Raw genomic sequence first — 23,136 nt, 5'->3', positions numbered from 1 at the left:
GGCAGAAACCACAGGATCTCCCACATGGGCCGCGACTGCCTGGACCCCTGCGGTGGGTGTAGGAGCGGCCCCTGCGCCGCGATTGGGCCCGCCAGGACCCACCCTGCGTACTTGGCAGAAACCACAGGATCTCCCACATGGGCCGCGACTGCCTAGACCACTGCGATGAATGTAGGAGTCCGCCCACGCCTGGAACGCGCCCCTACACCAACGCCGTATCGAACTGGTCGTCGATGTACTTGATCTTCGTCCGCCCATGGGGCGCCGGCAGACCATCTTCGCCGAGGTTGACGAAGACCATGCGGTCGACGGTCAGGATGCTCTTGCGGGTGATCTTGTTGCGCACTTCGCAGCGCAGGGTGATCGAGGTCCGGCCGAACTCGGTGGCGGTGATGCCCAGCTCGATGATGTCGCCCTGACGCGAGGCACTGACGAAGTTGATCTCGGACATGTACTTGGTGACCACGCGCTGGTTGCCCAGCTGGACGATGGCGTAGATCGCCGCCTCTTCGTCGATCCAGCGCAGCAGGCTGCCGCCGAACAAGGTGCCGTTGGGGTTGAGGTCTTCAGGTTTCACCCATTTGCGGGTATGGAAATTCATGCGTGCTCCTCGTCGCTGGCCTGTCGTGGAAGCATCATGGCAGAGCCCTCGGTGTGACTCCATTGAAGATCGACCATCGTCTCGATAGTCGACGGAAAGCCTTGGGTCGGCGCCCAAGCGCGGGTATAATCGACGCCGTTTCACATGGCCGCCCAGTGCGCCATGCCCGCCACCCGGCCGAGGGGCGCTGCAGCAGGTTCGACCTGTCAGGCTCGGTCGGGGCGTTGTCCGTCTCGCGGACGCTCAAACGCACAACGGCGCCCATTCGCTATCACGAATGGAGGCTCTCAATGAGCGCTGTAGACATGCCCGCAGGTTTTTCCGATTTCAAGGTCGCCGACATTTCCCTGGCCGGCTGGGGCCGTCGCGAGATCATCATCGCCGAATCGGAAATGCCCGCACTGATGGGCCTGCGCCGCAAGTACCAGGGTGAGCAACCGCTCAAGGGCGCGCGCATCCTCGGCTGCATCCACATGACCATCCAGACCGCCGTGCTGATCGAGACCCTGACCGCGCTGGGCGCCGAAGTGCGCTGGTCGTCCTGCAACATCTTCTCGACCCAGGACCAGGCCGCTGCTGCCATCGCTGCCGCCGGCATCCCGGTGTTCGCCTGGAAGGGCGAGACCGAGCAGGAGTACGAGTGGTGCATCGAGCAGACCATCCTCAAGGACGGCCAGCCATGGGACGCCAACATGGTCCTGGACGACGGCGGTGACCTGACCGAGATCCTGCACCACAAGTACCCGGCCATGCTGGACAAGATCCACGGCGTGACCGAAGAGACCACCACCGGCGTGCACCGCCTGCTGGACATGCTGGCCAAGGGCGAGCTGAAGGTCCCGGCGATCAACGTCAACGACTCGGTCACCAAGAGCAAGAACGACAACAAGTACGGTTGCCGTCACAGCCTCAACGACGCCATCAAGCGCGGCACCGACCACCTGCTGTCGGGCAAGCAGGCCCTGGTGATCGGCTACGGCGACGTGGGCAAGGGCTCGGCCCAGTCCCTGCGTCAGGAAGGCATGATCGTCAAGGTCACCGAAGTCGACCCGATCTGCGCCATGCAGGCCTGCATGGACGGCTACGAAGTGGTCTCGCCCTTCAAGGACGGCATCAACACCGGTACCGAAGACGGCATCAACCGTGACCTGCTCGGCCGCATCGACCTGATCGTCACCACCACCGGTAACGTCAACGTCTGCGACGCGAACATGCTCAAGGCGCTGAAAAAGCGTGCCGTGGTCTGCAACATCGGCCACTTCGACAACGAGATCGACACCGCCTTCATGCGCAAGCACTGGGCCTGGGAAGAGGTCAAGCCGCAGGTGCACAAGATCCACCGCACCGGCCATGGCGATTTCGACCCGCAGAACGACGACTACCTGATCCTGCTGGCCGAAGGCCGCCTGGTGAACCTGGGCAACGCCACGGGCCACCCAAGCCGGATCATGGACGGCTCGTTCGCCAACCAGGTGCTGGCCCAGATCTTCCTGTTCGAGCAGAAGTACGCCGACCTGTCGACCGAGCGCAAGGCCGAACGCCTGACCGTCGAAGTCCTGCCGAAGAAGCTCGATGAAGAAGTGGCGCTGGAGATGGTGCGCGGCTTCGGCGGCGTGGTCACCCAACTGACCCCGCAACAGGCCGAGTACATCGGCGTGACCGTCGAAGGGCCGTTCAAGCCGGAAGCCTACCGCTACTAAGGCGCTGCGCGTCGAGGGGCAAGCTGCACGCTGTACGCGTCGATCGTGACGCGAGCAGTGGCGGCTTGTCCCTGCCCCTCAAGCGCCGCGTTCGGCTTTTACGTGCAGCTTGCAGCCCACCGCTTGAAGCTGAAGGAAGACCCCATGTCAGATAAACGCAGTTACAGCTTCGAATTCTTCCCGACCAAGACCGAAGCCGGCCATGAAAAACTGATGGGTGTCGCCCGTCAGCTGGCCACGCTGAACCCTGAATTCTTCTCCTGCACCTACGGTGCCGGTGGCTCCACCCGCGACCGTACGCTCAACACCGTGTTGCAACTCGAACACGAGGTGAAGATCCCGGCCGCGCCTCACCTGTCCTGCGTCGGCGACAGCAAGGTCGAATTGCGCGCCCTGCTCGAGCAGTACAAGCAGGCCGGCATCCAGCGCATCGTCGCCCTGCGCGGCGACCTGCCGTCAGGCATGGGCATGTCGTATGGCGAGCTGCGCTACGCCAGCGACCTGGTGGCGTTCATTCGCCAGGAAACCGGCGATCACTTCCGCCTGGAAGTCGCGGCCTACCCCGAGATGCACCCGCAGGCCCGTGACTTCGAGAGCGACCTGAGCAACTTCGTGCGCAAGGTCAAGGCCGGTGCCGACAGTGCGATCACCCAGTACTTCTTCAACGCCGACAGCTATTTCTATTTCGCCGAGCGCGTGCAGAAGATGGGCGTGGACATCCCGCTGATCCCAGGCATCATGCCGATCACCAACTACAGCAAGCTGGCACGCTTCTCCGATGCGTGCGGTGCCGATATCCCGCGCTGGATTCGCAAGCAGCTGGAAGCCTATGGTGACGACGTGCGCAGCATCCAGGCCTTCGGCGAAGAGGTGATGACCCGCATGTGCGAACAATTGCTCGCAGGGGGTGCACCTGGCCTGCATTTCTACACGTTGAACCAGGCCGAGGCCAGCATGGCCATCTGGAACAACCTGCAGCTGCCACGCTGAACCGTTCGTCACGTTCGCCTACGGCCGAACGTGACGCGCTGCACGTCCTGGTTTCATGCCTCTGGCCCTGATCGATCATCCATCGTACTCTGCCGCGATGCCCCATTTCGCACGTCTTCTCTGGATCACCCTGCTCGTCCTGCTGAGTGCGGGCGCCCATGCCGAGCGCCTGCGCATCGTCAGCGACGACTGGGCACCCTATATCCACCTGCAGGCCGGCCAGCCGACGGGCGTGCATCAGCGCCTGGCGACCGAGGTCTTTCGTCGTCTCGGCATCGAGGTGGACTGGCAGTTCATGCCGTGGCGCCGCTGCCTGGCCATGGTCCAGCAAGGCCAGGCCGATGGTGTGCTCGATGCACTCAGGACACCCGAGCGTGAGCACTACCTGATCTACGCGCCGGAGCCGCTCTCGCAGGTGGAGTTCGTGCTGTTCCAGTCGCGTGCCCGCCCTCACCCGGCCCATCGCCTGGAAGACCTGGCAGGGCTGTTGATCGGCACCTCGCCCGATTACGACTATGGCCAGGCGTTCAACACCTCGACGCTCTTTCGCCGGGAAACGGCGCAGACCCACGAGGCCAATTTCGGCAAATTGCTGCTCGGGCGCATCGATCTGCTGGTCACGGACCGCCGTGTCGGGCACTATCTGGTCCAGCAGATGGGCATTGCCGACTCGGTCGAGATGCTGCCCCTGCTGATCCGTCGTCGCCCCCAGTACCTGGCACTGGGGGTTCGACCCGGCGCTGAACGATTGGCGCAACGGTTTGCCGAAGAGTTGCAGCGCCTGCGGCAGGAGCCTGGTTTCCAGGCCTTCGAACTGCCCGAGTACGTCAGCGCGCTTCCCGATGCCATTGAGCAGCAGGAAAGCGGCACACCGTGAATGCTCTGTTATACTCCGACCTTCCCGCCTAGGCTCACGCCCGGACGCTCGGTCTCGCAACAGGCATTCGAACGGCAATGACACGCGGCTCGCGTCGTCGCGCCACCGTTGATTGCATCGAAAGACCCAGCAGTACCGGACGCGATCGCATCCCTCGATGCCCATCGCGCCAGGCACGATCATCCCATAGGGCTCAGCCCCCACTAGAACAGGATTGCCCATGTCCTTCGCCTCCCTCGGTCTCTCCGAGGCTCTAGTCCGCGCTATCGAGGCTGCGGGCTACACCCAGCCGACCCCCGTGCAACAGCGGGCGATTCCCGCCGTGTTGCAAGGCCGCGACCTGATGGTCGCCGCCCAGACAGGGACGGGTAAAACCGGCGGCTTTGCCCTGCCGATTCTCGAGCGCCTGTTCCCGGAGGGTCATCCGGACAAATCGCAACGCCACGGCCCGCGCCAGCCGCGTGTCCTGGTCCTGACACCGACCCGCGAGCTCGCGGCCCAGGTACACGACAGCTTCAAGCTCTACGCCCGCGACCTCAAGTTCGTCAGCGCCTGCATCTTCGGCGGCGTCGGCATGAACCCGCAGGTACAGGCCATGGCCAAGGGTGTGGACGTGCTGGTGGCCTGCCCAGGCCGTCTGCTCGACCTGGCCGGCCAAGGCAGCGTCGACCTCTCGCGCGTCGAGATCCTGGTGCTCGACGAAGCCGACCGCATGCTCGACATGGGCTTCATCCATGACGTGAAGAAGGTCCTGGCCCGCTTGCCGGCCAAGCGCCAGAACCTGCTGTTCTCGGCGACCTTCTCCAAGGACATCACCGAGCTGGCCGACAAGCTGCTGCACAACCCCGAGCGCATCGAGGTCACGCCGCCGAACACCACGGTCGAGCGCATCGAGCAGCGAATCTACCGCCTGGCCGCCAGTCACAAGCGTGCCCTGCTGGCCCACCTGATCACGTTGGGGGCCTGGGAGCAGGTGCTGGTGTTCACCCGCACCAAGCACGGCGCCAACCGCCTGGCCGAATACCTCGAGAAGCATGGCCTGACCGCTGCCGCGATCCACGGCAACAAGAGCCAGAACGCGCGCACCAAAGCCCTGGCCGACTTCAAGGCCAACAGCGTGCGCGTCCTGGTGGCCACCGACATCGCCGCACGCGGCCTGGACATCGACCAGCTGCCTCACGTGGTGAACTTCGAGCTGCCGAACGTCGAGGAAGACTACGTGCACCGCATCGGCCGTACGGGCCGCGCGGGCCGCTCCGGTGAAGCCATCTCCCTGGTGTCGCCGGACGAAGAGAAGCTGCTCAAGAGCATCGAGCGCGTCACGCGTCAGCGCATTCCGGATGGCGACTGGATGGGCTTCGATGCCAGCCAGGTGGAAGCCGAAAAACCAGAAGTCCGTGAACGCCAGCCGCAAGGCCGTGGCGGGCGCAACCAGCCTCGCAACGAGGATGCAGGCGGACGAAAGGACAAAGGCAAGGACAAGGGCAAGGCGCGTCAAGGCACTGCCAAGGCATCGGCCGAGAAGACCGAGAGGACCGAGCGTAGCGACAAGCCGGCCTCCGAGGGTCGTCCTGCCCGCAAGCCGCGCGACAACAAGCCACGCCAGCCATCGTCCGGCAAACCGCAAGACGGTGCCCAGGCCGTGCGCAGCGACCGCGACCCGGAAGTGTTCCTGGACGATGACGTGGACAACTTCGGTAACCGTGCCGACTACGTCAGCCCTTACCAGAACCGCAACCAGGGCCGTAACCGTGGCAAGTCCGGTGGTGGCCAGGGTCAAGGTCAAGGCGCACCGCGGACCCCCGCCGGTGGCCAGGGCCGTGCGACCAATGCGCCGCGTAGCAACGGCGGTGGCGGCACGAACGGTGGCGACAAGCGCCCACGCAACAATGGCGGCGCACGTCGTGACAATGCCCCCGCACGCAATCGGCCGGCCGGTGGCCGTGAGGACTTGAACCGGCAGGAGCCGGCAGTCCGTAGCCCACGCGAGCCGCAACACCAGCCCGTGATCATCCGCAAGGAATCCAAGCTCGACCGTTACCCGACGCCCGAGCAGCTGGATGACGCCCCTGGGCGTCCACGGGGCGAGCGTCCGGCCTTGCTGACCCGCAAGGGCTAAGCAGACCACGCCAGCCTGGCAAGGGCTGGCGAAACGACGCGCAATGAAAAGGCCAGTGGGCTCACGCCCACTGGCCTTTCGTGCATCTGGCGTCAGGCGTCGGCGCAAGCAGGGTTTCTGCTGGCAACGCCTTGCTCAGGTCACTTCTGCTTCACGCCTTCCAGGCTGATGTCCAGATCCAGCGTCTGGGAGGTCGGGCCTGGGCCCTTGATCCCGAAGTCGTTCAGGTTCAGCGTGGTCTTGGCGTTGAAGCCTGCACGCTCGCCACCCCATGGGTCCTTGCCTTCGCCGTTGAACACGGCCTTGAAGGTGACCGGCTTGGTCACGCCGTGCAGCGTCAGGTCGCCGGTCACGTCGGCCGTCTTGTCACCGGTCGACTTGACGGCGGTCGAGACGAACTTCGCGTCCGGGTACTGGCTCACGTCCAGGAAATCTTTGCTGGCGATGTGCTTGTCACGCTCGGCATGGTTGGACCACAGGCTGGCCGTCTTCAGGTCGACGCTGATCTTGCTCGCCTCGGGCTTGGCGCTGTCCCAGCTGAACGAGCCGTCGAAGTCCTTGAACGTGCCGTGGATGAAGCTGTAGCCCAGGTGGCTGATCTTCCAGTCGACGAAGGCATGCTGGCCTTCCTTGTCGATCTTGTAATCGGCGGCCATGGCCTGGCCAGCGGTGAACAGTGCAGTGCCGAGCGCCAGTGCGGCAAACGTCTTCTTCAACATCTTGAGGTCCTTCCTGTGCGAATGTAGGTTGAGCATCACGCCTTGCGGCCGAGCATGCGAAGCAACGTCGCGTCCCGGTCGACGAAATGATGTTTGAGTGCAGCCAGCCCATGCAGGCCGGCGAAGATCACCAGGCCCCAGGCCAGGTAAAGGTGGACGGTGCCCGCCGTGTCGGCCTGGTCGGGCAGGTTGCTGACCAGCGCCGGGACCTCGAACAGACCGAAGACCGGGATGCCGACGCCGTCGGCGGTAGAAATCAGATAGCCGGCCAGCATGACCGCGAACAGCCCCAGGTACAGCGCCAGGTGCCCGGCCTTGGCCGCCACGCGGGTGAAGCCGCCGTGACTGGGCAGCGCTGGCGGCGGCGGGCTGAGCAGGCGCCACACCACCCGCATCAGCATGACGGCCAGCAGGGTCAGGCCAATGCTCTTGTGCAGGTCCGGGCCGGCCTTGCGCCAGGGGTCGTAGTAATCCAGCCCGACCATCCACAGGCCGAGGCCGAACAAACTGAACACCGTGAGCGCCACGCTCCAGTGCAGCGCGATGCTGATCCAACCGTATCGAGAAGGCGTGTTACGCAGTTGCATGGGGGCGAGTTCCTGTGGGCACTGTGCATAGACTAGCGTTTGATAGATCGAATGAAAGCGCAAAAACCTGCTTCAAATGATCGACATTCACGATGTTGAGTCTCGTCACCGGCCATTAAGGAGACGTTAACCATAGCCCTTGCGCGAGTCGATGCAACAAGGGCGCTGAGGTTTTCAGCGCCCTTGTCCTGGGGAATCAGTTCACCGGAGCAGGTGAACCTTTGTGCGGCGCCGTGTGCTTCGTCGGCTTGGCCGGCGCCTTGTGGGTCGCCGGCGCCTTGTGAGGGGTCGCCTTGTGAGGGGCAGCCTGCTTGGCCGGTGCCGTCTTGACCGGCGTCTTCACATGACTCGACGCAGCCTTGCCCGGGGTTGCCTTGGGCGCTGCGACGGCGGGTGCGGGCGCTTGGGCAGCAGGCGTCGGGGTGCTTGCGGGCGCCTCGACCTTGGCCTCAGGCGCGGCAGGTGCCGGCGCCGGTGCAGGCGCCGCAGCCGGGGCTGGCGTCGTTCCACCCCAATGGAACAGCCGCTTGAAGAAGCCGGGTTTTTCCGGCTGGGCATCAGCAGCCTTGCCGGGAGCGGCCGGTGCTGCGTCAGGTGCGACCGCTTTCGGCGCCTCGGAAGACTTGCCCCAACCACCGAACAGCCTGGAGAAGAACCCACCCTGGCCTGTGGAAGCCGACGCCTTGGCTGCACCTGCGGCGGCCGCTGCGGCAACCGGCGCGGCCTTGACCGGGTCGAAGGACTTGCCCGCCGCCAGGTCCTGCACCTGGCTGGCGGCGCGCTGGCCACTGCGCAGGGCGCCTTCCAGCGTGCCGGGGTACAGTGCATCGGTGTGCTCGCCCGCGAAGGCGATGCGCTGCACGGGGCGCTCCCACAGCCGCCAGTACTTGCTGATCTGCCCAGGCCCGTAGGCCAGGTAGGCCCCGGCGGTATTGGCGTCGGTGCTGTAACGACGCACTTCGTAGCCGCTGAAGGCGCCACGCGCCTGGGGGTAGAAGGCATGGAAGCGGATCAGCACCTGGTCGACCATCTGCTTGTCGCCGAAGGCCTGCAACAGGCGTGCGTTGTCGCCGGACAGGTTGATGACCACATTCGCGCCGCCCTTGAGCGCCGGTTCGATCCAGAGCATGCCGAGCCCGGCGTTGCTGTAGATCTCGCCCGACATGCGGGCGCGGCTCTCCCACACCGGCTTCTTGAACTTCAGCAGCAACTGGTCGCGCCAGCCGTAGTTGGTCGCCTTGATCGCCGACACATGCTGATTGTCCAGCCCTGGGGTGACCTGGATCTTGGCCAGTGCACGCAGCGGCACAGCCATGACCACGTAGTCCGCCCGGTAGCCGACACCGCCGACCTTGACCGTGACGCCGTCCTTGTCCTGGTTGATCGAGCTGACCGGCGAGGTGGTCTTGAGGGTCTTGATCTGCTTGACGAACGCCTGGGCCAGCACCGGGCTGCCGCCGGGCAGACGCAAGGCGCGCAGGTCACGGTCATCGATGCCGCGGTAGACCCGCGCCTGCTGCGCGAAGTACAGCAGCGACAGGCGCGACGGCTCGTCGTAGCGGGTACGGATCTGCTGGTTGATCAGCTGCCGCGCGGTGACGGGCAGTTGCAGCTTGTCCAGCCAGCTGGACACGGTGATCTGGTCCAGGGCGAACAGGGTGCTGGTGGCCTTGGGGTTCAGGGGGTCGTCGATCGAGCGGGCCAGATCGTCCAGGGTCTTCTCGTAGCGCTTGATGGCCTCGGCCGTGGCCGGCTGCTTGACCGCCAGGTCGGCACTGCTCAGGTACTCGCCGTCGATCAGGTAGCCCGGGTTGCGGACGAACTCCGGCGCAGGCAGGGTCTGCAGCTTGAAACGGTCCAGGTAATGGTTGAGCACCGGCTGAACCTTGTCCTTGCCGATCCACTCGCTGGTGGCCAGGCCCGAACGGCCGCCCACGCTGGGCTTGGCCTCGAGCACGGTTACCTGCCAGCCCTTGTCCTGCAGTTCGACGGCGGCGGCCAGGCCTGCCAGCCCCCCGCCGACCACGATCGCAGTCTTGTCCTGGGCCAGCGCAACGCTGCCCGACATGCCAATCACTAACAATGCGCACACGCGCAGCCAACCACCAGCCATCTTTGCTGAACTCCGGTTCAAGGGCGATGAAGTCGAGGGCAGAACACCCTCTCGGGGGAAGAGAAGGGCGAAGAATACGCGAGGGCCACCATGCCTGCCAGCACGGCACATCCGATTGCGAGGCGATTGTGGGTTGTTCTGGCGCGGCGCATTGCATAGGCTTGCCGCGCATGTCCGCGCCACCTGCCAGGAGAACGACCATGGGCCTCAATCAACAGTGGATGCAACGCGACCTCGAGGTCCTGTGGCACCCCTGCACGCAGATGAAAGACCACGAGCGCCTGCCGCTGATCCCGATCAAGCGCGGCGAAGGTGTGTGGCTGGAGGACTTCGAAGGCAAGCGCTACCTGGACGCCGTGAGCTCCTGGTGGGTCAACGTCTTCGGGCATGCCAATCCGCGCATCAACCAGCGCATCAAGGACCAGGTCGACCAGCTCGAGCACGTCATCCTGGCCGGCTTCAGCCACCAGCCGGTGATCGAGTTGTCCGAACGTCTGGTGGCGCTGACCCCGACGGGCCTGGACCGGGTCTTCTATGCCGACAACGGCTCCTCGTGCATCGAGGTGGCGCTGAAGATGAGCTTCCACTACTGGCTCAACCGCGGCCAGCCGGACAAGAAGCGCTTCGTCACCCTGAGCAACAGCTACCACGGCGAGACCATCGCCGCCATGTCGGTGGGCGACGTGCCGCTGTTCACCGAGACCTACAAGGCCCTGCTGCTCGACACGATCAAGGTGCCCAGCCCGGACTGCTACCTGCGCCCCGAGGGCATGAGCTGGGAGGAGCACTCGCGCAACCTGTTCGCCGTCATGGAACAGACCCTGGCCGAGCACCATGCCAGCGTCGCCGCCGTGATCGTCGAGCCGTTGATCCAGGGTGCCGGTGGCATGCGCATGTACCACCCGGTCTACCTGCGCCTGCTGCGCGAAGCCTGCGACCGTTACGGCGTGCACCTGATCCACGACGAGATCGCCGTCGGCTTCGGTCGTACCGGGACGATGTTCGCCTGCGAACAGGCCGGGATCCGCCCGGACTTCCTGTGCCTGTCCAAGGCCCTGACCGGCGGCTACCTGCCGCTGGCCGCCTGCCTGACCACCGACGACGTCTACCAGGCCTTCTACGACGACTACCCGACGCTGCGCGCCTTCCTGCACTCGCACAGCTACACCGGCAACCCCCTGGCCTGCGCGGCGGCGCTGGCGACCCTGGACATCTTCGAGCAGGACCAGGTGATCGACGCCAACAAGGCGCTGGCCACGCGCATGGCCAGCGCCACCGCGCACCTGGTCGATCACCCGCACGTCGCCGAGGTACGCCAGACCGGCATGGCCCTGGCCATCGAAATGGTCCGGGACAAGGCCGGCAAGGTGGCCTACCCCTGGCAGGAGCGACGCGGCCTGAAGGTCTTCGAGCACGCTCTGAGCCGTGGCGCCCTGCTGCGCCCGCTGGGCAGCGTGGTCTATTTCCTGCCGCCTTACGTGATCACGCCGGAGCAGATCGATTTTCTGGCCGAAGTCGCCACCGAGGGGATCGACCTGGCCACTCGCGAGCGGGTCAGCGTGAGCGTGTCGGAGGGCTTCCACCCCGATTTTCGCGACCCAGGCTGAGGCGTCACCTGCGCGCCCCACCGACGATCCATCGGGCCTTCGGGCCCTTCAACCCTGTGAGCAGAGCCCCTTCATGAGAGTGTCCCGTTTCTTCATCGATGCTGCCCTGAGCCTTGGCGAGCATGACCTGCCCGAAGCCCAGGCGCACTACATCGGCCGCGTGCTGCGCCTGGCAGCCGGTGCCGCCGTACAGCTGTTCGACGGCAGCGGCCAGGAGTTTCGTGGCCAGGTGCTGGAGGTGGGCAAGAAAAGCGTGCGCGTGACGCTGGAGCAGGCCCTGCCGGGCCAGCCCGAGTCGCCGCTGCGCATTCACCTGGGCCAAGGGCTGTCACGGGGCGAGCGCATGGACTGGGCGATCCAGAAAGCCACCGAGCTGGGCGCCCAGGAGATCACGCCGATCGTCAGCGAACGCTGCGAAGTGCGCCTCAAGGATGAGCGGGCCGACAAGCGCATGGCCCATTGGCGCCAGGTGGCGATCAGCGCCTGCGAACAGTGCGGCCGCTCGACGCTGCCGGTGATCCATCCGCCGATGCCCCTGGCCGAGTGGATCGCCAGCACCGACGCCGACCTCAAGCTGGTCCTGCACCCGGTCGCCGAGCCTTTGACCACGCATGAGCGCCCTGCCCGGCTGGCCTTTCTGATCGGGCCGGAGGGGGGCTTGAGCGAGGCCGAGGTCGAGCAGGCCAAGGGCAAGGGGTTCCACGCCGCGCGCCTGGGGCCACGGGTCCTGCGCACCGAGACCGCGCCGGTGGTGGCGCTGGCGGTGGCGCAACAGCTTTGGGGCGATTTCTGAACCCAGGCGGACCTGGGCAGCGGCCTACAGCACGAACCCGAGTATCGCCACGAAGTGCATGAGGCTGCCGACGATGACGAACAGGTGCCAGATCCCGTGCCAGTGGCGAAAACGCCTGTCGTAGGCGAAGAACAGGATGCCGATGGTGTAGAACGCGCCACCCCCGGCGAGCCAGGCGAAACCGGCCCCGCCCAACGTGGCGAGCAGCGGCTTGACCGCCACCAGCACGATCCAGCCCATCAACGCGTAGATGACGATCGACAGCACCCGCGCTTCCGAGCGCGGCTTGATCTCCTGCACCATGCCGATCAGCGCCAGCCCCCAGACCACGCCGAACAGGCTCCAGCCCCATGGCCCGCGCAGGCTGACCAGGCAGAACGGCGTATAGCTGCCGGCGATCAGCAGGTAGATCGACAGGTGATCGAGCTTGCGCAGGATCACCTTCGTGCGCCCGCGTGTGCTGTGGTAGAGGGTCGACACGCTGTAGAGCAGCAGCAGCGTGGCGCCGTAGATGGAGACGCTGACGACCTTCCAGGGGTCGCCCTGCAAGCCAGCGCTCACGATCAGCCAGACGGCCCCCAGGCACGCCAGCAGGGCACCGACCAGGTGCGTCCAGGCATTGAAACGTTCACCGTAATACATGCCAGAACTGACCCTTGGGGCTGCATCAGGTTCCGTCGCGACGCCCGCCGCCTCAATGGTCAGAACCCGGCGTCGACGACCCGCCGTTCCAGGGTCGGCAGATCCGGCACCCGCGCGACCACGTCCCCGACCTGGACGGCCGCCAGCTCGAGCGGCGCCAGAGGCACGTCGACGTAGTTGAGCTGACTGTCCAGCCGGCAAGAGCGCGGCAAGCCCTGCAACAGGATCGCCAGGTGGTGCAGGCCGGTGTCGCCCAAGGCGTTGAGCACCACCACCTTGGTCCACGCGCCGATCGGCGTGACACCTCCGCAGGCTGCCTCGAAGCCGATCAGCGGCAGGCGCTGCTGGCGCCAGGTCAGCCACCCCAGGTGCCACTCGGCCTGACCTCGCTCGAGCAGGTCGCCCCGCTGCCCCAGCAACTCGGCGACCGCCACGTTGGGCAGCACCAGGTGACGGTCGGCCAGTGGCAACAGCAACCCGGTCAGGCTGCTGCGTTGTCCGGCGGCATGTTCAAGCATGCGGTGCACTCCACTGCGCGATGCTCTGCAGCAGCACCGATTCTTGATAAGGCTTGCCCAGGTACTCGTTGACGCCGATGGCCATGGCGCGCTCGCGGTGCTTCTGCCCGGTGCGCGAGGTGATCATGATGATCGGCAGATCGTGCAGGCGTGGGTCGCGGCGGATGCGCGTGGCCACCTCGAAGCCGTCCATGCGCGGCATCTCGATGTCCAGCAGGACCAGGTCCGGGCGCCGCTCTTCCAGGACCGTCATGGCATCGATGCCGTCCTTGGCCGTCAGCACCTGCATGCCATGGCGCTCCAGCAGGCGGGTGGTGACCTTGCGCACGGTCACCGAATCGTCGACCACCAGAATCAGTGGTGGCCGCGTGGCCTCGCCAAAGGCCGGCGCCTGGGTATCGGGCAGGCGCGCACGGCGTCGCTGCTGCCCCTGCAATTGCCCCAGCAGGTCGAGAATCAGCACCACGCGACCATCACCCAGCAAGGTGGCGCCCGACAGCCCCGGTACCGCAGCGAACTGCGGACCCAGGCTCTTGGTGACGATCTCGCGGCTGGGCGACAGGCTGTCGACCTGGATGGCGAAGGCCTGGTCGGCCGAGTGGACCAGCAGCACCGGCACCGGCACGCTCTGCCCGATCAGGCGCGGCAGTGGATTGCCTTGCAGCACATCGCCCAGGTAGCGCAGCTGGTAGTGCTGGCCGGCATAGGCGTAGGACGGCGGCTGACGCTGGTAGCAGGCTTCGAGTTCGCCCGGCGGCACTCGCACGATCCCTTCGAGGGTGTCCAGGGGGATGGCGTACTGCTCGTCGTCCAGGTTGACCATCAGGGCCCGGTTCAGTGACACGGCGAACGGCAGGCGGATGGAGAAGGTGGCACCCTTGCCCGGGCTGGACGCGATGCTCATCGAGCCGCCCAGCTGCTTGACCTCCTCGTGGACCACGTCCATGCCCAGCCCGCGACCGGAGATCTGGGTGATCCGCTCGGCCGTGGAGAACCCCGGCCGCAGGATGAACTGCAGGATCTCGTGGTCGCTCAGGCGCGCCTGCGGATCGAGCAGGCCGCGCTTGATCGCCTTGCGGCGCACGGCGTCGAGGGGCACCCCGGCGCCGTCGTCGCTCATCTCGATGACGATGTCGGCGCCTTCGTGCAGCAGGTTCAGCCAGATGCTGCCCTGGGCCGGCTTGCCCGCCGCCAGACGGGCCTCGCGGCTTTCCAGGCCATGGTCCACGGCATTGCGCAGCATGTGCTCGAGGGGGGCGACCATGCGTTCCAGGATGCTGCGGTCGAGTTCGCCCTCGGCATTCTCCACCAGCAGTTCGACCTGCTTGCCCAACTCGCTGGCGACCTGGCGCACCACCCGCTGCAGGCGCGGCACCAGCCGCTCGAAGGGCACCATGCGGGTGCTCATCAGGCCTTCCTGCAACTGGCCGTTGACCCGCGCCTGCTGGAGCAGCAGGCCCTGGGCCGTCTGGGCCTTCTGGCTCAGGGTCTCCTTGAGGTCGAGCAGGTCCGAGGACGCCTCGAACAGCGCCCGCGACAGCTGCTGCAGGTGCGAGTGGCGGTCCATTTCCAGAGGGTCGAAGTCCTCGTAGGCATCGCTCTGGGTCGCCAGACGGCCAAGCGGCCCCTGGGTCTCGCTGTCGAGCCTGAGCAACTGGTCACGCATGCGCTCGAGGGTGGTTTCCATTTCGCTCAGGGCGACCTGGGCGTCGTTGATCTGCTGCTCGACGCGACCGCGCACGATGGCGTGCTCGCTGGCCAGGTTGCCCAGATCGTCGAGCAGCTCGGCGGTCACCTTCACCGTGTCCCCGACCGCGCGCTCGGGGACGGCGGCAGGTGCGTCAGGCACGGCCAGCGGCGCTGGCACACGGCGCGCGGCGTTGTCGTTCAGCGCGGCGCTGCTGAAGTTGCGAATGTGGTCGATCAGGGCCGTGGCCGCGTGCAGGGGTTGGCCAAGGCGTACCGCATCGAGCATGTGCGCCAGCCGGTCGTGGCAGGTCTGCAGCAGGCTGGACAACGCCGGGCTGGGCGGCAACTGCCCGGCGGCCAACCACTCGTAGAGAAACTCCAGCTCGTGGGCCAGGTCGCCGATGGCGCTGATCTGCACCATGCGCGCGCCGCCCTTGAGGGTGTGCAGGTCGCGCAGCAGGTTCTCGACCTCGACCGTGTTGCGCGCATCGGCCTGCCAACGCGACAGCGATGCACTGACGCTCTCGACGATGTCGGCGCTTTCTTCGAGAAACACGTCGAGCAGCTCGTTGTCGCCCCGCCAGTGCGGGTCGGCGCCCGCCGAGGGTCGATTGTCCAGGCCCGAGGGTCGCTCGGCCTGACGAGGCGGCTGTCGATCGTCGTCGAGCGACAGCGTCGTCGGTGCCTGACTCAGGTCGACCACGCCGTGCTCGGGGCTGAGCAGCCCGGTCGCCGTCGGGTCCAGGGCGTTTTCCAGCAGCGTGCGCAGGGTCGCCACGCACGCGGGCCGGGCCGTGACGTCCTGGCCGGCGGCAAGCTCGTCGAGCATGTCGATCAGCGTCTCGTGCGCCTGCTGCGCGTGCTCGAAGAAGGTGGCATCGGCCATCAGGCTGCCTTCCTCGACGGCGCCGTACAGGTCGAGGACGGCCTCGCAGACCTCGTCCACCTGCCACAGCTCGGCCTGGTGCGCAGCCTGGCCGAAGGCCGTCAGCTCATCGAGCAGGGTGTCCAGGGACTGGCGCACGGCGGGCTGCTCCTGCCAGCGCGAGAGCAAGGACTCGGCGTCCAGCAGGATGTCCATGCCCTGGGCGAGAAAACCGGCGATCACCTGCGGGTCGCGACGCGGGCGCTGGGCATGGCCCTCATGCGCCTGCACCGTCAGCAGACGCGCATCCACGCAGGCGCCGAGCCGCTCGATCAGCGCACCGCCACCGGGAAGGGCGGTCGCAGCGTCGGCCGGCAGCGTGTCCAGGGCGTGGATCAACAGGCTATGCGCCTCCGCCAGTAGCGTCAGCTCGTCCTGCATCACGGGCAATTGATGGGCCTTGTACTCGCGCACCAGGCGGTCGAGCGCGGTGGCCAGTTCGGCGAGCGGCAGTACACCGGCCATCGCGGCGCTGCCCTTGAGCGTGTGCAGCGCGCGTTGCAGGGCATCGGTGACCGACGCGCCGGTCGGCTCGGCCGTGGCCAGGAAGTCGTCGAGCACGCTCACGTGCCCGCGGGCTTCCTGGACGAAGATGTCCAACAGCCGTGGATCGAAAGACTCGTCCGTGAGCGGCGCCTGCGCCGGGGCCAGTGCCAAGGCATGCAGATGCTCGGCCAGGTCGGACCACGCCACGCGCGGGGGCGACCCTGCCTGAGCACACTCGGCCAGCAGGTCGGGCAAGGTGGCCAACGCCTGCTGCAGGGCCGTCTGCGCTTCGCCGTTCAGGGAAGCGCCCCCTTCCAGGGCGCGGTTGAGCAGGTGCTCGGCACCCCAGGCCAGTTCGGCGATGGCCTGGGCCTGCACCATGCGGCCGCTGCCCTTGAGCGTATGCAGCAGGCGGCGCACTTCGATCAGCGCGGCCTGCGGATGCGCCTCGGAGCACCAGCGCAACCAGTGGCGCTCCAGCGCCGGCAGCAACGCCTGGGCCTCCTCGAGAAACACGGCGCGCAGCGCATCGTCGAGGCTGCGCTCGGTCGACTCAGGCTCGGTAACCGGCGCGTCCGGCCCCAGGCCCAGTTCGCCGAGACGCCTGCGGGCCTGGGCGATGAAGGCGCCGATGTCGGCCTGGGGGTCGGCGATGCGCCATTGCAGGCTGCACTCGGCGGCGCTCAAGGCTTCGGCGAACGCTGCCAGGGACTCGGCGGACGGCACAGGCTCGGCCTGGCGCCACGGGCCATCGAGGTAGGCGGCGCAGCCCTCCACCACCTGGGCCAGCTCAGGCAGCATTAGCATGCGCAAGGCGCCCTGAACCTGGCGCAACCAGGCCGAGGACGGCCGGCTGTGCGCGTCCGCGGGCGCGTCGTCGAGACCGTCGGCGAGCGCTTCTCTAACCTGCACCAGGTTGACCAGGGCTTCACTCAGCACCTGCTGGCGGATCTGTGCCAGGTCGCTTCCGGGAAGCGACAGCTGGCCGGTCTCTTCGAGCGTGCCGAGCATGCCATGCAGGCTGGTCTCCACGTACAGCAGCGCGCCAGCGACATCCATCAACACGGTGTCGTCGTTCAGGTCGCGCTGGATCAGCCCCTGCAAGGCCAGCACCTGGTCGATGATCACCCGCCTCGGCTGCTGGAAGCCCAGCACCGCCAGCGTGTCGGCGACCTGACGCAAGGGCGCGAGCAGCCCCTCCAGCGCTTCGGCCTGGTCGTCCTCACGTACCGAGGCGTCGAGGCGTTCCTTGATCCGCAGCAAATCGCCACACAGGGCCTCGACCACCGAACGCAGGGCATCGTGGCCCTGGCCGGTCTGCAAACGCTCGCGCCAGGCGCCGAGCGACAGGTCCAGGTTGGCCAGATCATCGGCCCCGGCCAGGCGCTGCCCGGCCAGCTCGCCCTCGAACAGGCTGCCTGGGGCCAAGGCTTCGGCGCCGCGGCACGCGCGCAGCTGGTTGATCAGCGGCACGATCACCAGCGGCAGGTCGCGCCGCGCGCTGCGCAGGCGCTCCAGGTAGATGGGCAGGTGCTCGAGTGCCTTGAACAGCGCGCCAAGCACGTCGCCGCGCGGGCCGACCCGCCCCGTGGCCAGGGCCTGGGCCAGCGCCTCGATCTCCAGCGCCAGGTGCGCCGCACCGCGCAGCTCGAGCATGTGCAGGCAACCGTGCACCTGGTGCACGTTGCCGAGCAGCTCATCCAGCGCACCGGCCTCGTGGGGTGCAGTGGCGAACCGTTCGAGCGCCTGGCGGGCCTGCGCCAGGCAGGCGCCGATGGCATCGCGCGTCCACACCAGCGCGACCGCGTCATGGGCTTCGCGCGGCGCGGGCGCCCCTTGGGCAGGGGCGATCATCGCTCGGACCCGGGCGCAGGCGTCGGTGCCGGCAACGTGAAGCCGGACACCGAGCGGCGCATCTGGCTGGCCATGCGCGCCAGGTGACGGATGCTGTCGGCGGTCGCGCCGGAGCCGGCCGAGGTCTGGGCGGTGATCTGCTGGATGATCGCCATGGTGTGGGAGATCTGCCCGGCCGAGGAGGTCTGCAACTGCGCCGCGTCGGAAATGCTGTGGATCAGCTCGGCCAGGGTCTGCGACACGCCTTCGATCTCGGCCAGGGCCACGCCGGCATCCTGGGCCAGGCGTGCTCCGCGAACCACCTCGGCGGTGGTCTGCTCCATGGAGATCACCGCCTCGTTGGTGTCGGCCTGGATGGCGCGGACCAGCGCTTCGATCTGCCGGGTCGCCGACGAAGACCGTTCGGCCAACCGCTGCACCTCGTCGGCGACCACCGCGAACCCGCGTCCGGCCTCCCCGGCGAGCGAAGCCTGGATCGCCGCGTTCAGGGCCAGGATGTTGGTCTGGTCGGCGATGTCGTCGATCAGGCTGACGATGTCGCCGATCTCCTGGGACGACTCGCCCAGGCGCTTGATGCGCCGCGCGGTGTCCTGGATCTGCTCGCGGATGTTGTCCATGCCTTCGATGGTGTTGTGCACCACCTCGTTGCCCTTGTTGGCGATGGCCACCGAACGCTCTGCCACCTTGGCCGACTCGTAGGCATGGGCAGAGACCTGGTCGATCGACTCGACCATGTCGCCCACCGCCAGGGAGGCCTCGCTGATCTGTTCGGCCTGGTGCTCCGAGGCCTTGGCCAGCTGCCGCGCGGTCGTGTGCGTTTCCTGCACGGCGCTGGCCACCTGCTCGGCGCTCTGGTTGATGGTCAGGACCAGGTCACGCAACTGATCGACCGAATAGTTGATCGAGTCGGCGATCGCCCCGGTGAAGTCCTCGGTGACCGACACGGTCACGGTCAGGTCGCCATCGGCCAGTTCTTCGATCTCGTCCAGCAGGCGCATGATCGCCTGCTGGTTGCGTTCGTTCTTCTGCGCCGTGTCGCGCAGCTGGCGCCGTGTGGTTCGCACCATGATCGAGGCGATCAGCAGGATCGACGTCAGCGCCAGCAGCCCGAGCGCGTACCCACCCAGCGTGTCCAAGGTCCGGCTGGCCACCAGGTGCTCGAAGCCGTTGGCCAGGTGCGAGGCCTCGTCGAGCAGGGTCTGCGACAGGCTGAAGATGTTGCCGGCCGCCTCGCGCACGTGGAACAGCCCGGGCGAGGTCTCGAGGATCTCGTCGACCGAGCCGGCGACGAACTGGAACAGCTCGGCGATCTCGCCCAGTCGCGCACGTGCGTCGGCGTCCTCGACCCGCGTCACCTGGATCGACGCATCGCCGTTGAGCATGCCATCCAGCACCTGGCCAAAGCGGCTGGCATCGCGCCCGAAGGCGTCGGCGGCCCGCGCAGCGGTATCGTCGCCCGCCAGCACGGTATTGACCGAGCCGAGGATGCGCTCGGCCAGCAACAGCTGCCGCTGCGCGACTGCCACCTGGCTGGCCGGCGCGCCGCTTTGCAGCAGGATCTCGACCACCTTTTCGTACTCGACCTGCAGTTGCGGGACGGTTTCGGCCAGGGTCGCCGCGACCTGGTGCAGCGACAGCACGGTCTGCTCGCTGGCCAGGATGGTGTCGGTGTAGCCGCGCAGGGTCTCCCAGTCGCGTTGCACGGCGCGCATCTCGTCGTGGACCTCGCGCGGTGCGGCCGGCAGGCCGGTGGTCTTGTCGCCGGTCTTCAGGTAGCTCCAGCGGCGCTCGAAGTCGTTGCGTGCATCGCTCAGCAGCTTGAAGGCCAGGGCCTTGCCGGCGGCGGCTTCGGTGGCGTTCTTGGCGATGCGCTGGGACAGCACGCGCAGCTCGCCGGCATGGCCGATGTACTGCTTGTCGTAGGCCGACTGGGTGTTGAGGTGCGTGAAGTTGGCGAACAACAGGACGATCGATAGGATCAGCACCACGAACAGCACGGTGATCTGCACGCTGCTGCGCGGACGCGGGGAAATGGCGGGAGTGGTGGGTGTGCTCACGGTGGAAAGGTCCTCTACAGCGCCACGTCGAGAAAGCCGGGCGCCTGGGCCAGGGCATGCGGGCTGAACACGGCCCAGGTGCGTTGGGCCACGAAATGGCCGCGAACATAGGGCACGGCGGCGCGCAGCAGCGGCTGCGGCACGGCGGTCTGCAGCGCGTGCACGGGGAAATGCTGAAGCCCCAGCACCTCATCGACCAGCAGCCCGGCGAACACCGTCTCGTGGTCCAGGACCAGCACACGGCGCTGCTTGCCGGGCGTGACGTGCCCCAGGCCGAGGAAGCGGTTCAGGTCCATCACCGGCAACAGCCGGCCGCGCAGGTTGGCGATGCCGCGCACCCAGGGCTGTACGCCCGGGACACGGCTGCTGCGGGGCTCGTCGAGCACTTCGGCGATCTCGCCCATGGGCGCGACGAACCACTGCCCGGCGATGCGAAAGCCGATCCCGCTCCACTGTTCGGCGCGGCTGGCCTGGAACGGCTGCTCGGCGGCCACCAGGCGGCAGCGCCGGTCGATCTCCAGCAGCAGTTCGAACGCCGTGGGCGCCGCATGGGGCTGGCGCGAGATCAACGTGGCAACACGCCTTCGAGCACCTGGACCAGGTCGTGCTCCTCGATCGGCTTGATCAGGTAGCTGCGCGCGCCCTGTCGCTGGCTCCAGACCTTGTCGGTCTCCTGATCCTTGGTGGTGACCATGATCACCGGAATGGCCTTGGTCTCGGCGTCCTTGCTCAACTGCCGGGTCGCCTGGAAGCCGTTCATGCCGGGCATGACGATGTCCATCAGCACGGCGTCGGGCTTCTCCTGACGCGCCAGGGCCACGCCATCGGCGCCGTTGTCGGCCTTGAGCACCTGGTGACCGTGACGCTCGAGCATCGCGGTCAGCTTGTACATTTCCGTCGGTGAATCGTCGACGATCAGAACTCGAGCCATGCTGTGTCCCCTGGGAGAAATCGATACCGCCATCTTATGCGACATCAGCAGGCATGTCGTTCCTGACCGGCGACGAAACCCGGCACGTGGGCCTTGATCGCATCGAGCAATTCGTCCCGGCTGAACGGCTTGGTCAGGAACCGGTCGGCACCGACCACCTTGCCTCGCGCCTTGTCGAACAGCCCGTCGCGGGAAGACAGCAGGATCACCGGCGTGTCCTTGAAGGTGCTGTTGTGCTTGATCACCGCACAGGTCTGATAGCCGTCCAGGCGCGGCATCAGCACGTCGACGAAGATGACGTCGGGCGCCTGTTCGACGATCTTGGCCAAGGCCTCGAACCCATCGCTGGCGGTGACCACGTCACAGCCGGCTTCGCCCAGCAGGATCTGGGCAGTACGACGGATGGTGCTGGAATCGTCGATCACCATCACCTTGAGCGGGTGTTCCATTGCGCGGACCTCGGGTGTCGCGGGGGTGGGCTGGGCTGCACGCTGTGCAAGTAGGGAGCGTGCGCGGTTGGGGCAAGGGAGTCAACGGAAATGGCAGTGCTGAACGAGCCCGCTTCGTGGAGCAAGACCTCCGTCAGCACCGTTTTCTTCGGTTCCCGGGCGCTGGCACTCACAGCGTGATCACTGGCTGCCTGCCACTTACCCCGTGGCGCGCTTCCCTCCCCCCTTGACCCGCCGTGCACTCGGCGCCACCCTGAGCGACTTTCAATCGAATCACCGCGGCCTTGCCGCCAAGAGGAATTCCCCCATGAGCGTTCGCCTCGGGATTGTCATGGACCCCATTGCGGGCATCTCGTACAAGAAGGACAGCTCGCTGGCCATGCTGCTGGCCGCCCAGGCGCGCGGCTGGTCGCTGTTCTACATGGAGCAGCGCGACCTGTACCTGGGCGCTGGCCAGGCGCGGGCGCAGATGCGTCCGCTGACGGTCTTCGCCGACCCGGCACGCTGGTTCGAGCTGGGCGAGGAGCAGGACAGTGCGCTGGCCGAGCTGGACGTGGTCCTGATGCGCAAGGATCCACCCTTCGACATGGAGTTCGTCTACAGCACCTACCTGCTCGAGCAGGCCGAAGCCGAAGGCGTGCTGGTGGTCAACCGCCCGCAGAGCCTGCGCGACTGCAACGAGAAGCTGTTCGCCACTCGTTTCGCCCAGTGCATGGCGCCGACCGTGGTCAGCCGCCGCGCCGACATCCTGCGTGAATTCGCCAGCACCCATGGCGACGTCATCCTCAAGCCGCTGGACGGCATGGGCGGTGCTTCGGTGTTCCGTCACCGACCGGGCGACCCGAACCTGTCGGTGATCCTCGAGACCCTGACCCAGCACGGCCAGCAGCAGATCATGGCCCAGGCCTACCTGCCGCAGATCGTCGATGGCGACAAGCGCATCCTGATGATCGATGGCGAACCGGTGCCCTACTGCCTGGCGCGCATCCCGGCCAAGGGCGAGACCCGCGGCAACCTGGCAGCCGGTGGCCGAGGCGAGGTGCGCGAGCTGACCGAGCGCGACCGCTGGATCGCCGCTCAGGTCGGCCCGACGCTGCGCGAGAAAGGCCTGTGGTTCGTCGGCCTGGACGTGATCGGCGACTACCTCACCGAGATCAACGTCACCAGCCCGACCTGCATCCGCGAGATCGACGCCGCGCAGGACACCCAGATCGGTGCCCGCCTGATGGACACCATCGAGCGCCAGCTCAAGGCGCGTTGATCACCGACGCCAGGTGCGCTGACAGAGTGCGGTATCATGCCGGTCTTCTTTCCTGACCGGCGTGCCTGCCCTGGTGCCGCCGCCGGCTTTTGCGGTTCGCTGGATGCCCCATGACGTTGCCTGCCGACACTCCCGATACCCTGCGCCCAGCGCGCCGACGCCCGAGCGGACGGCTGGGCCTCACCCTGGTCCTGGCGGCCCTGGCGCACCTGGGCCTG

Annotated in this window: 18 protein-coding genes and 1 riboswitch; of the genes, 7 read left to right on the top strand and 11 right to left on the bottom strand. The window is 66.9% G+C overall.

The window, feature by feature from the left end:
* Positions 1-202: 202 nt before the first annotated feature.
* Complete coding sequence (locus tag G7Z99_RS17225; protein WP_181095913.1) at positions 203-601, bottom strand: acyl-CoA thioesterase; 399 nt, start codon at positions 599-601, stop codon at positions 203-205.
* A gap of 173 nt (positions 602-774) precedes the next feature.
* Positions 775-871, top strand: a riboswitch (S-adenosyl-L-homocysteine riboswitch).
* A 20-nt stretch (positions 872-891) separates the two neighbouring features.
* Between G7Z99_RS17225 and ahcY the strand changes: the two genes are divergently transcribed.
* The 4 genes from ahcY to G7Z99_RS17205 all read left to right on the top strand — a co-directional run bounded on the left by ahcY (position 892) and on the right by G7Z99_RS17205 (position 6,287).
* Positions 892-2,301, top strand: a complete 1,410-nt coding sequence (ahcY, locus tag G7Z99_RS17220) for an adenosylhomocysteinase (protein WP_181095911.1) — start codon at positions 892-894, stop codon at positions 2,299-2,301.
* Positions 2,302-2,445: 144 nt separating this feature from the next.
* Positions 2,446-3,291: a methylenetetrahydrofolate reductase [NAD(P)H] gene (metF, locus tag G7Z99_RS17215; RefSeq protein ID WP_181095909.1), complete on the top strand. Its 846-nt coding sequence runs from the start codon at positions 2,446-2,448 to the stop codon at positions 3,289-3,291.
* 97 nt (positions 3,292-3,388) lie between these two features.
* Positions 3,389-4,168 (top strand): substrate-binding periplasmic protein, encoded by a 780-nt coding sequence (locus G7Z99_RS17210; RefSeq protein ID WP_181095907.1) that lies wholly within the window; start codon positions 3,389-3,391, stop codon positions 4,166-4,168.
* A gap of 220 nt (positions 4,169-4,388) precedes the next feature.
* The gene (locus tag G7Z99_RS17205; protein ID WP_181095905.1) at positions 4,389-6,287 is read left to right on the top strand and encodes a DEAD/DEAH box helicase; all 1,899 of its coding nucleotides are present in this window, start codon (positions 4,389-4,391) and stop codon (positions 6,285-6,287) included.
* A gap of 140 nt (positions 6,288-6,427) precedes the next feature.
* Here G7Z99_RS17205 and G7Z99_RS17200 read toward each other — a convergent pair whose 3' ends face one another.
* The 3 genes from G7Z99_RS17200 to G7Z99_RS17190 form a co-directional block, all read right to left on the bottom strand.
* Complete coding sequence (locus tag G7Z99_RS17200) at positions 6,428-7,006, bottom strand: YceI family protein (protein ID WP_181095903.1); 579 nt, start codon at positions 7,004-7,006, stop codon at positions 6,428-6,430.
* 35 nt (positions 7,007-7,041) lie between these two features.
* Positions 7,042-7,593 (bottom strand): cytochrome b, encoded by a 552-nt coding sequence (locus G7Z99_RS17195; protein ID WP_181095901.1) that lies wholly within the window; start codon positions 7,591-7,593, stop codon positions 7,042-7,044.
* Between the two features lie 196 nt (positions 7,594-7,789).
* Positions 7,790-9,706, bottom strand: coding sequence for a flavin monoamine oxidase family protein (locus G7Z99_RS17190; protein WP_181095899.1), 1,917 nt, complete (start codon positions 9,704-9,706; stop codon positions 7,790-7,792).
* 200 nt (positions 9,707-9,906) lie between these two features.
* Between G7Z99_RS17190 and G7Z99_RS17185 the strand changes: the two genes are divergently transcribed.
* Together G7Z99_RS17185 and G7Z99_RS17180 are read left to right on the top strand one after the other, a co-directional pair.
* Positions 9,907-11,313, top strand: a complete 1,407-nt coding sequence (locus tag G7Z99_RS17185) for an adenosylmethionine--8-amino-7-oxononanoate transaminase (protein WP_181095897.1) — start codon at positions 9,907-9,909, stop codon at positions 11,311-11,313.
* Between the two features lie 73 nt (positions 11,314-11,386).
* Positions 11,387-12,106, top strand: coding sequence for a 16S rRNA (uracil(1498)-N(3))-methyltransferase (locus G7Z99_RS17180; RefSeq protein ID WP_181095895.1), 720 nt, complete (start codon positions 11,387-11,389; stop codon positions 12,104-12,106).
* Positions 12,107-12,130: 24 nt separating this feature from the next.
* On the opposite strand, the gene trhA is transcribed toward G7Z99_RS17180, so the two are convergent.
* The 7 genes from trhA to G7Z99_RS17145 are packed head-to-tail and all read right to left on the bottom strand — an operon-like array spanning position 12,131 to position 21,657.
* Positions 12,131-12,748, bottom strand: coding sequence for a PAQR family membrane homeostasis protein TrhA (gene trhA, locus G7Z99_RS17175; RefSeq protein WP_181095894.1), 618 nt, complete (start codon positions 12,746-12,748; stop codon positions 12,131-12,133).
* 59 nt (positions 12,749-12,807) lie between these two features.
* On the bottom strand, positions 12,808-13,266 hold the full coding sequence (locus G7Z99_RS17170) for a chemotaxis protein CheW (RefSeq protein ID WP_181095892.1): 459 nt from the start codon (positions 13,264-13,266) through the stop codon (positions 12,808-12,810).
* Positions 13,259-18,220 carry a hybrid sensor histidine kinase/response regulator gene (locus G7Z99_RS17165; protein ID WP_181095890.1) on the bottom strand — a complete coding sequence of 1,654 codons (4,962 nt, stop codon included), beginning with the start codon at positions 18,218-18,220 and terminating at the stop codon, positions 13,259-13,261. Before G7Z99_RS17165 ends, G7Z99_RS17170 begins: the two co-directional genes overlap by 8 nt.
* Positions 18,217-20,277, bottom strand: coding sequence for a methyl-accepting chemotaxis protein (locus G7Z99_RS17160; protein ID WP_181095888.1), 2,061 nt, complete (start codon positions 20,275-20,277; stop codon positions 18,217-18,219). The genes G7Z99_RS17165 and G7Z99_RS17160 overlap by 4 nt, the downstream gene beginning before the upstream one ends.
* Positions 20,278-20,291: 14 nt before the next feature.
* Positions 20,292-20,846 (bottom strand): chemotaxis protein CheW, encoded by a 555-nt coding sequence (locus G7Z99_RS17155; RefSeq protein ID WP_181095886.1) that lies wholly within the window; start codon positions 20,844-20,846, stop codon positions 20,292-20,294.
* On the bottom strand, positions 20,843-21,208 hold the full coding sequence (gene pilH, locus G7Z99_RS17150; RefSeq protein ID WP_181095884.1) for a twitching motility response regulator PilH: 366 nt from the start codon (positions 21,206-21,208) through the stop codon (positions 20,843-20,845). Before pilH ends, G7Z99_RS17155 begins: the two co-directional genes overlap by 4 nt.
* 44 nt (positions 21,209-21,252) lie before the next feature.
* On the bottom strand, positions 21,253-21,657 hold the full coding sequence (locus tag G7Z99_RS17145) for a response regulator (protein ID WP_060395214.1): 405 nt from the start codon (positions 21,655-21,657) through the stop codon (positions 21,253-21,255).
* A gap of 307 nt (positions 21,658-21,964) precedes the next feature.
* Between G7Z99_RS17145 and gshB the strand changes: the two genes are divergently transcribed.
* On the top strand, positions 21,965-22,918 hold the full coding sequence (gene gshB / locus G7Z99_RS17140) for a glutathione synthase (RefSeq protein WP_181095875.1): 954 nt from the start codon (positions 21,965-21,967) through the stop codon (positions 22,916-22,918).
* The last annotated feature ends 218 nt before the right edge of the window (positions 22,919-23,136 follow it).

Source organism: Pseudomonas entomophila (assembly GCF_013523165.1).
GTDB lineage: Bacteria > Pseudomonadota > Gammaproteobacteria > Pseudomonadales > Pseudomonadaceae > Aquipseudomonas > Aquipseudomonas entomophila_A.
This window is presented reverse-complemented; position numbering and strand designations above follow the sequence as displayed.

Excerpts from the sequence above, each read along its gene's own strand:
- G7Z99_RS17225 (WP_181095913.1), bottom strand. The coding sequence starts at position 601 with ATGAATTTCCATACCCGCAAATGGGTGAAACCTGAAGACCTCAACCCC.
- ahcY (WP_181095911.1), top strand. The coding sequence starts at position 892 with ATGAGCGCTGTAGACATGCCCGCAGGTTTTTCCGATTTCAAGGTCGCC.
- metF (WP_181095909.1), top strand. The coding sequence starts at position 2,446 with ATGTCAGATAAACGCAGTTACAGCTTCGAATTCTTCCCGACCAAGACC.
- G7Z99_RS17210 (WP_181095907.1), top strand. The coding sequence starts at position 3,389 with ATGCCCCATTTCGCACGTCTTCTCTGGATCACCCTGCTCGTCCTGCTG.
- G7Z99_RS17205 (WP_181095905.1), top strand. The coding sequence starts at position 4,389 with ATGTCCTTCGCCTCCCTCGGTCTCTCCGAGGCTCTAGTCCGCGCTATC.
- G7Z99_RS17200 (WP_181095903.1), bottom strand. The coding sequence starts at position 7,006 with ATGTTGAAGAAGACGTTTGCCGCACTGGCGCTCGGCACTGCACTGTTC.
- G7Z99_RS17195 (WP_181095901.1), bottom strand. The coding sequence starts at position 7,593 with ATGCAACTGCGTAACACGCCTTCTCGATACGGTTGGATCAGCATCGCG.
- G7Z99_RS17190 (WP_181095899.1), bottom strand. The coding sequence starts at position 9,706 with ATGGCTGGTGGTTGGCTGCGCGTGTGCGCATTGTTAGTGATTGGCATG.
- G7Z99_RS17185 (WP_181095897.1), top strand. The coding sequence starts at position 9,907 with ATGGGCCTCAATCAACAGTGGATGCAACGCGACCTCGAGGTCCTGTGG.
- G7Z99_RS17180 (WP_181095895.1), top strand. The coding sequence starts at position 11,387 with ATGAGAGTGTCCCGTTTCTTCATCGATGCTGCCCTGAGCCTTGGCGAG.
- trhA (WP_181095894.1), bottom strand. The coding sequence starts at position 12,748 with ATGTATTACGGTGAACGTTTCAATGCCTGGACGCACCTGGTCGGTGCC.
- G7Z99_RS17170 (WP_181095892.1), bottom strand. The coding sequence starts at position 13,266 with ATGCTTGAACATGCCGCCGGACAACGCAGCAGCCTGACCGGGTTGCTG.
- G7Z99_RS17165 (WP_181095890.1), bottom strand. The coding sequence starts at position 18,220 with ATGATCGCCCCTGCCCAAGGGGCGCCCGCGCCGCGCGAAGCCCATGAC.
- pilH (WP_181095884.1), bottom strand. The coding sequence starts at position 21,208 with ATGGCTCGAGTTCTGATCGTCGACGATTCACCGACGGAAATGTACAAG.
- G7Z99_RS17145 (WP_060395214.1), bottom strand. The coding sequence starts at position 21,657 with ATGGAACACCCGCTCAAGGTGATGGTGATCGACGATTCCAGCACCATC.
- gshB (WP_181095875.1), top strand. The coding sequence starts at position 21,965 with ATGAGCGTTCGCCTCGGGATTGTCATGGACCCCATTGCGGGCATCTCG.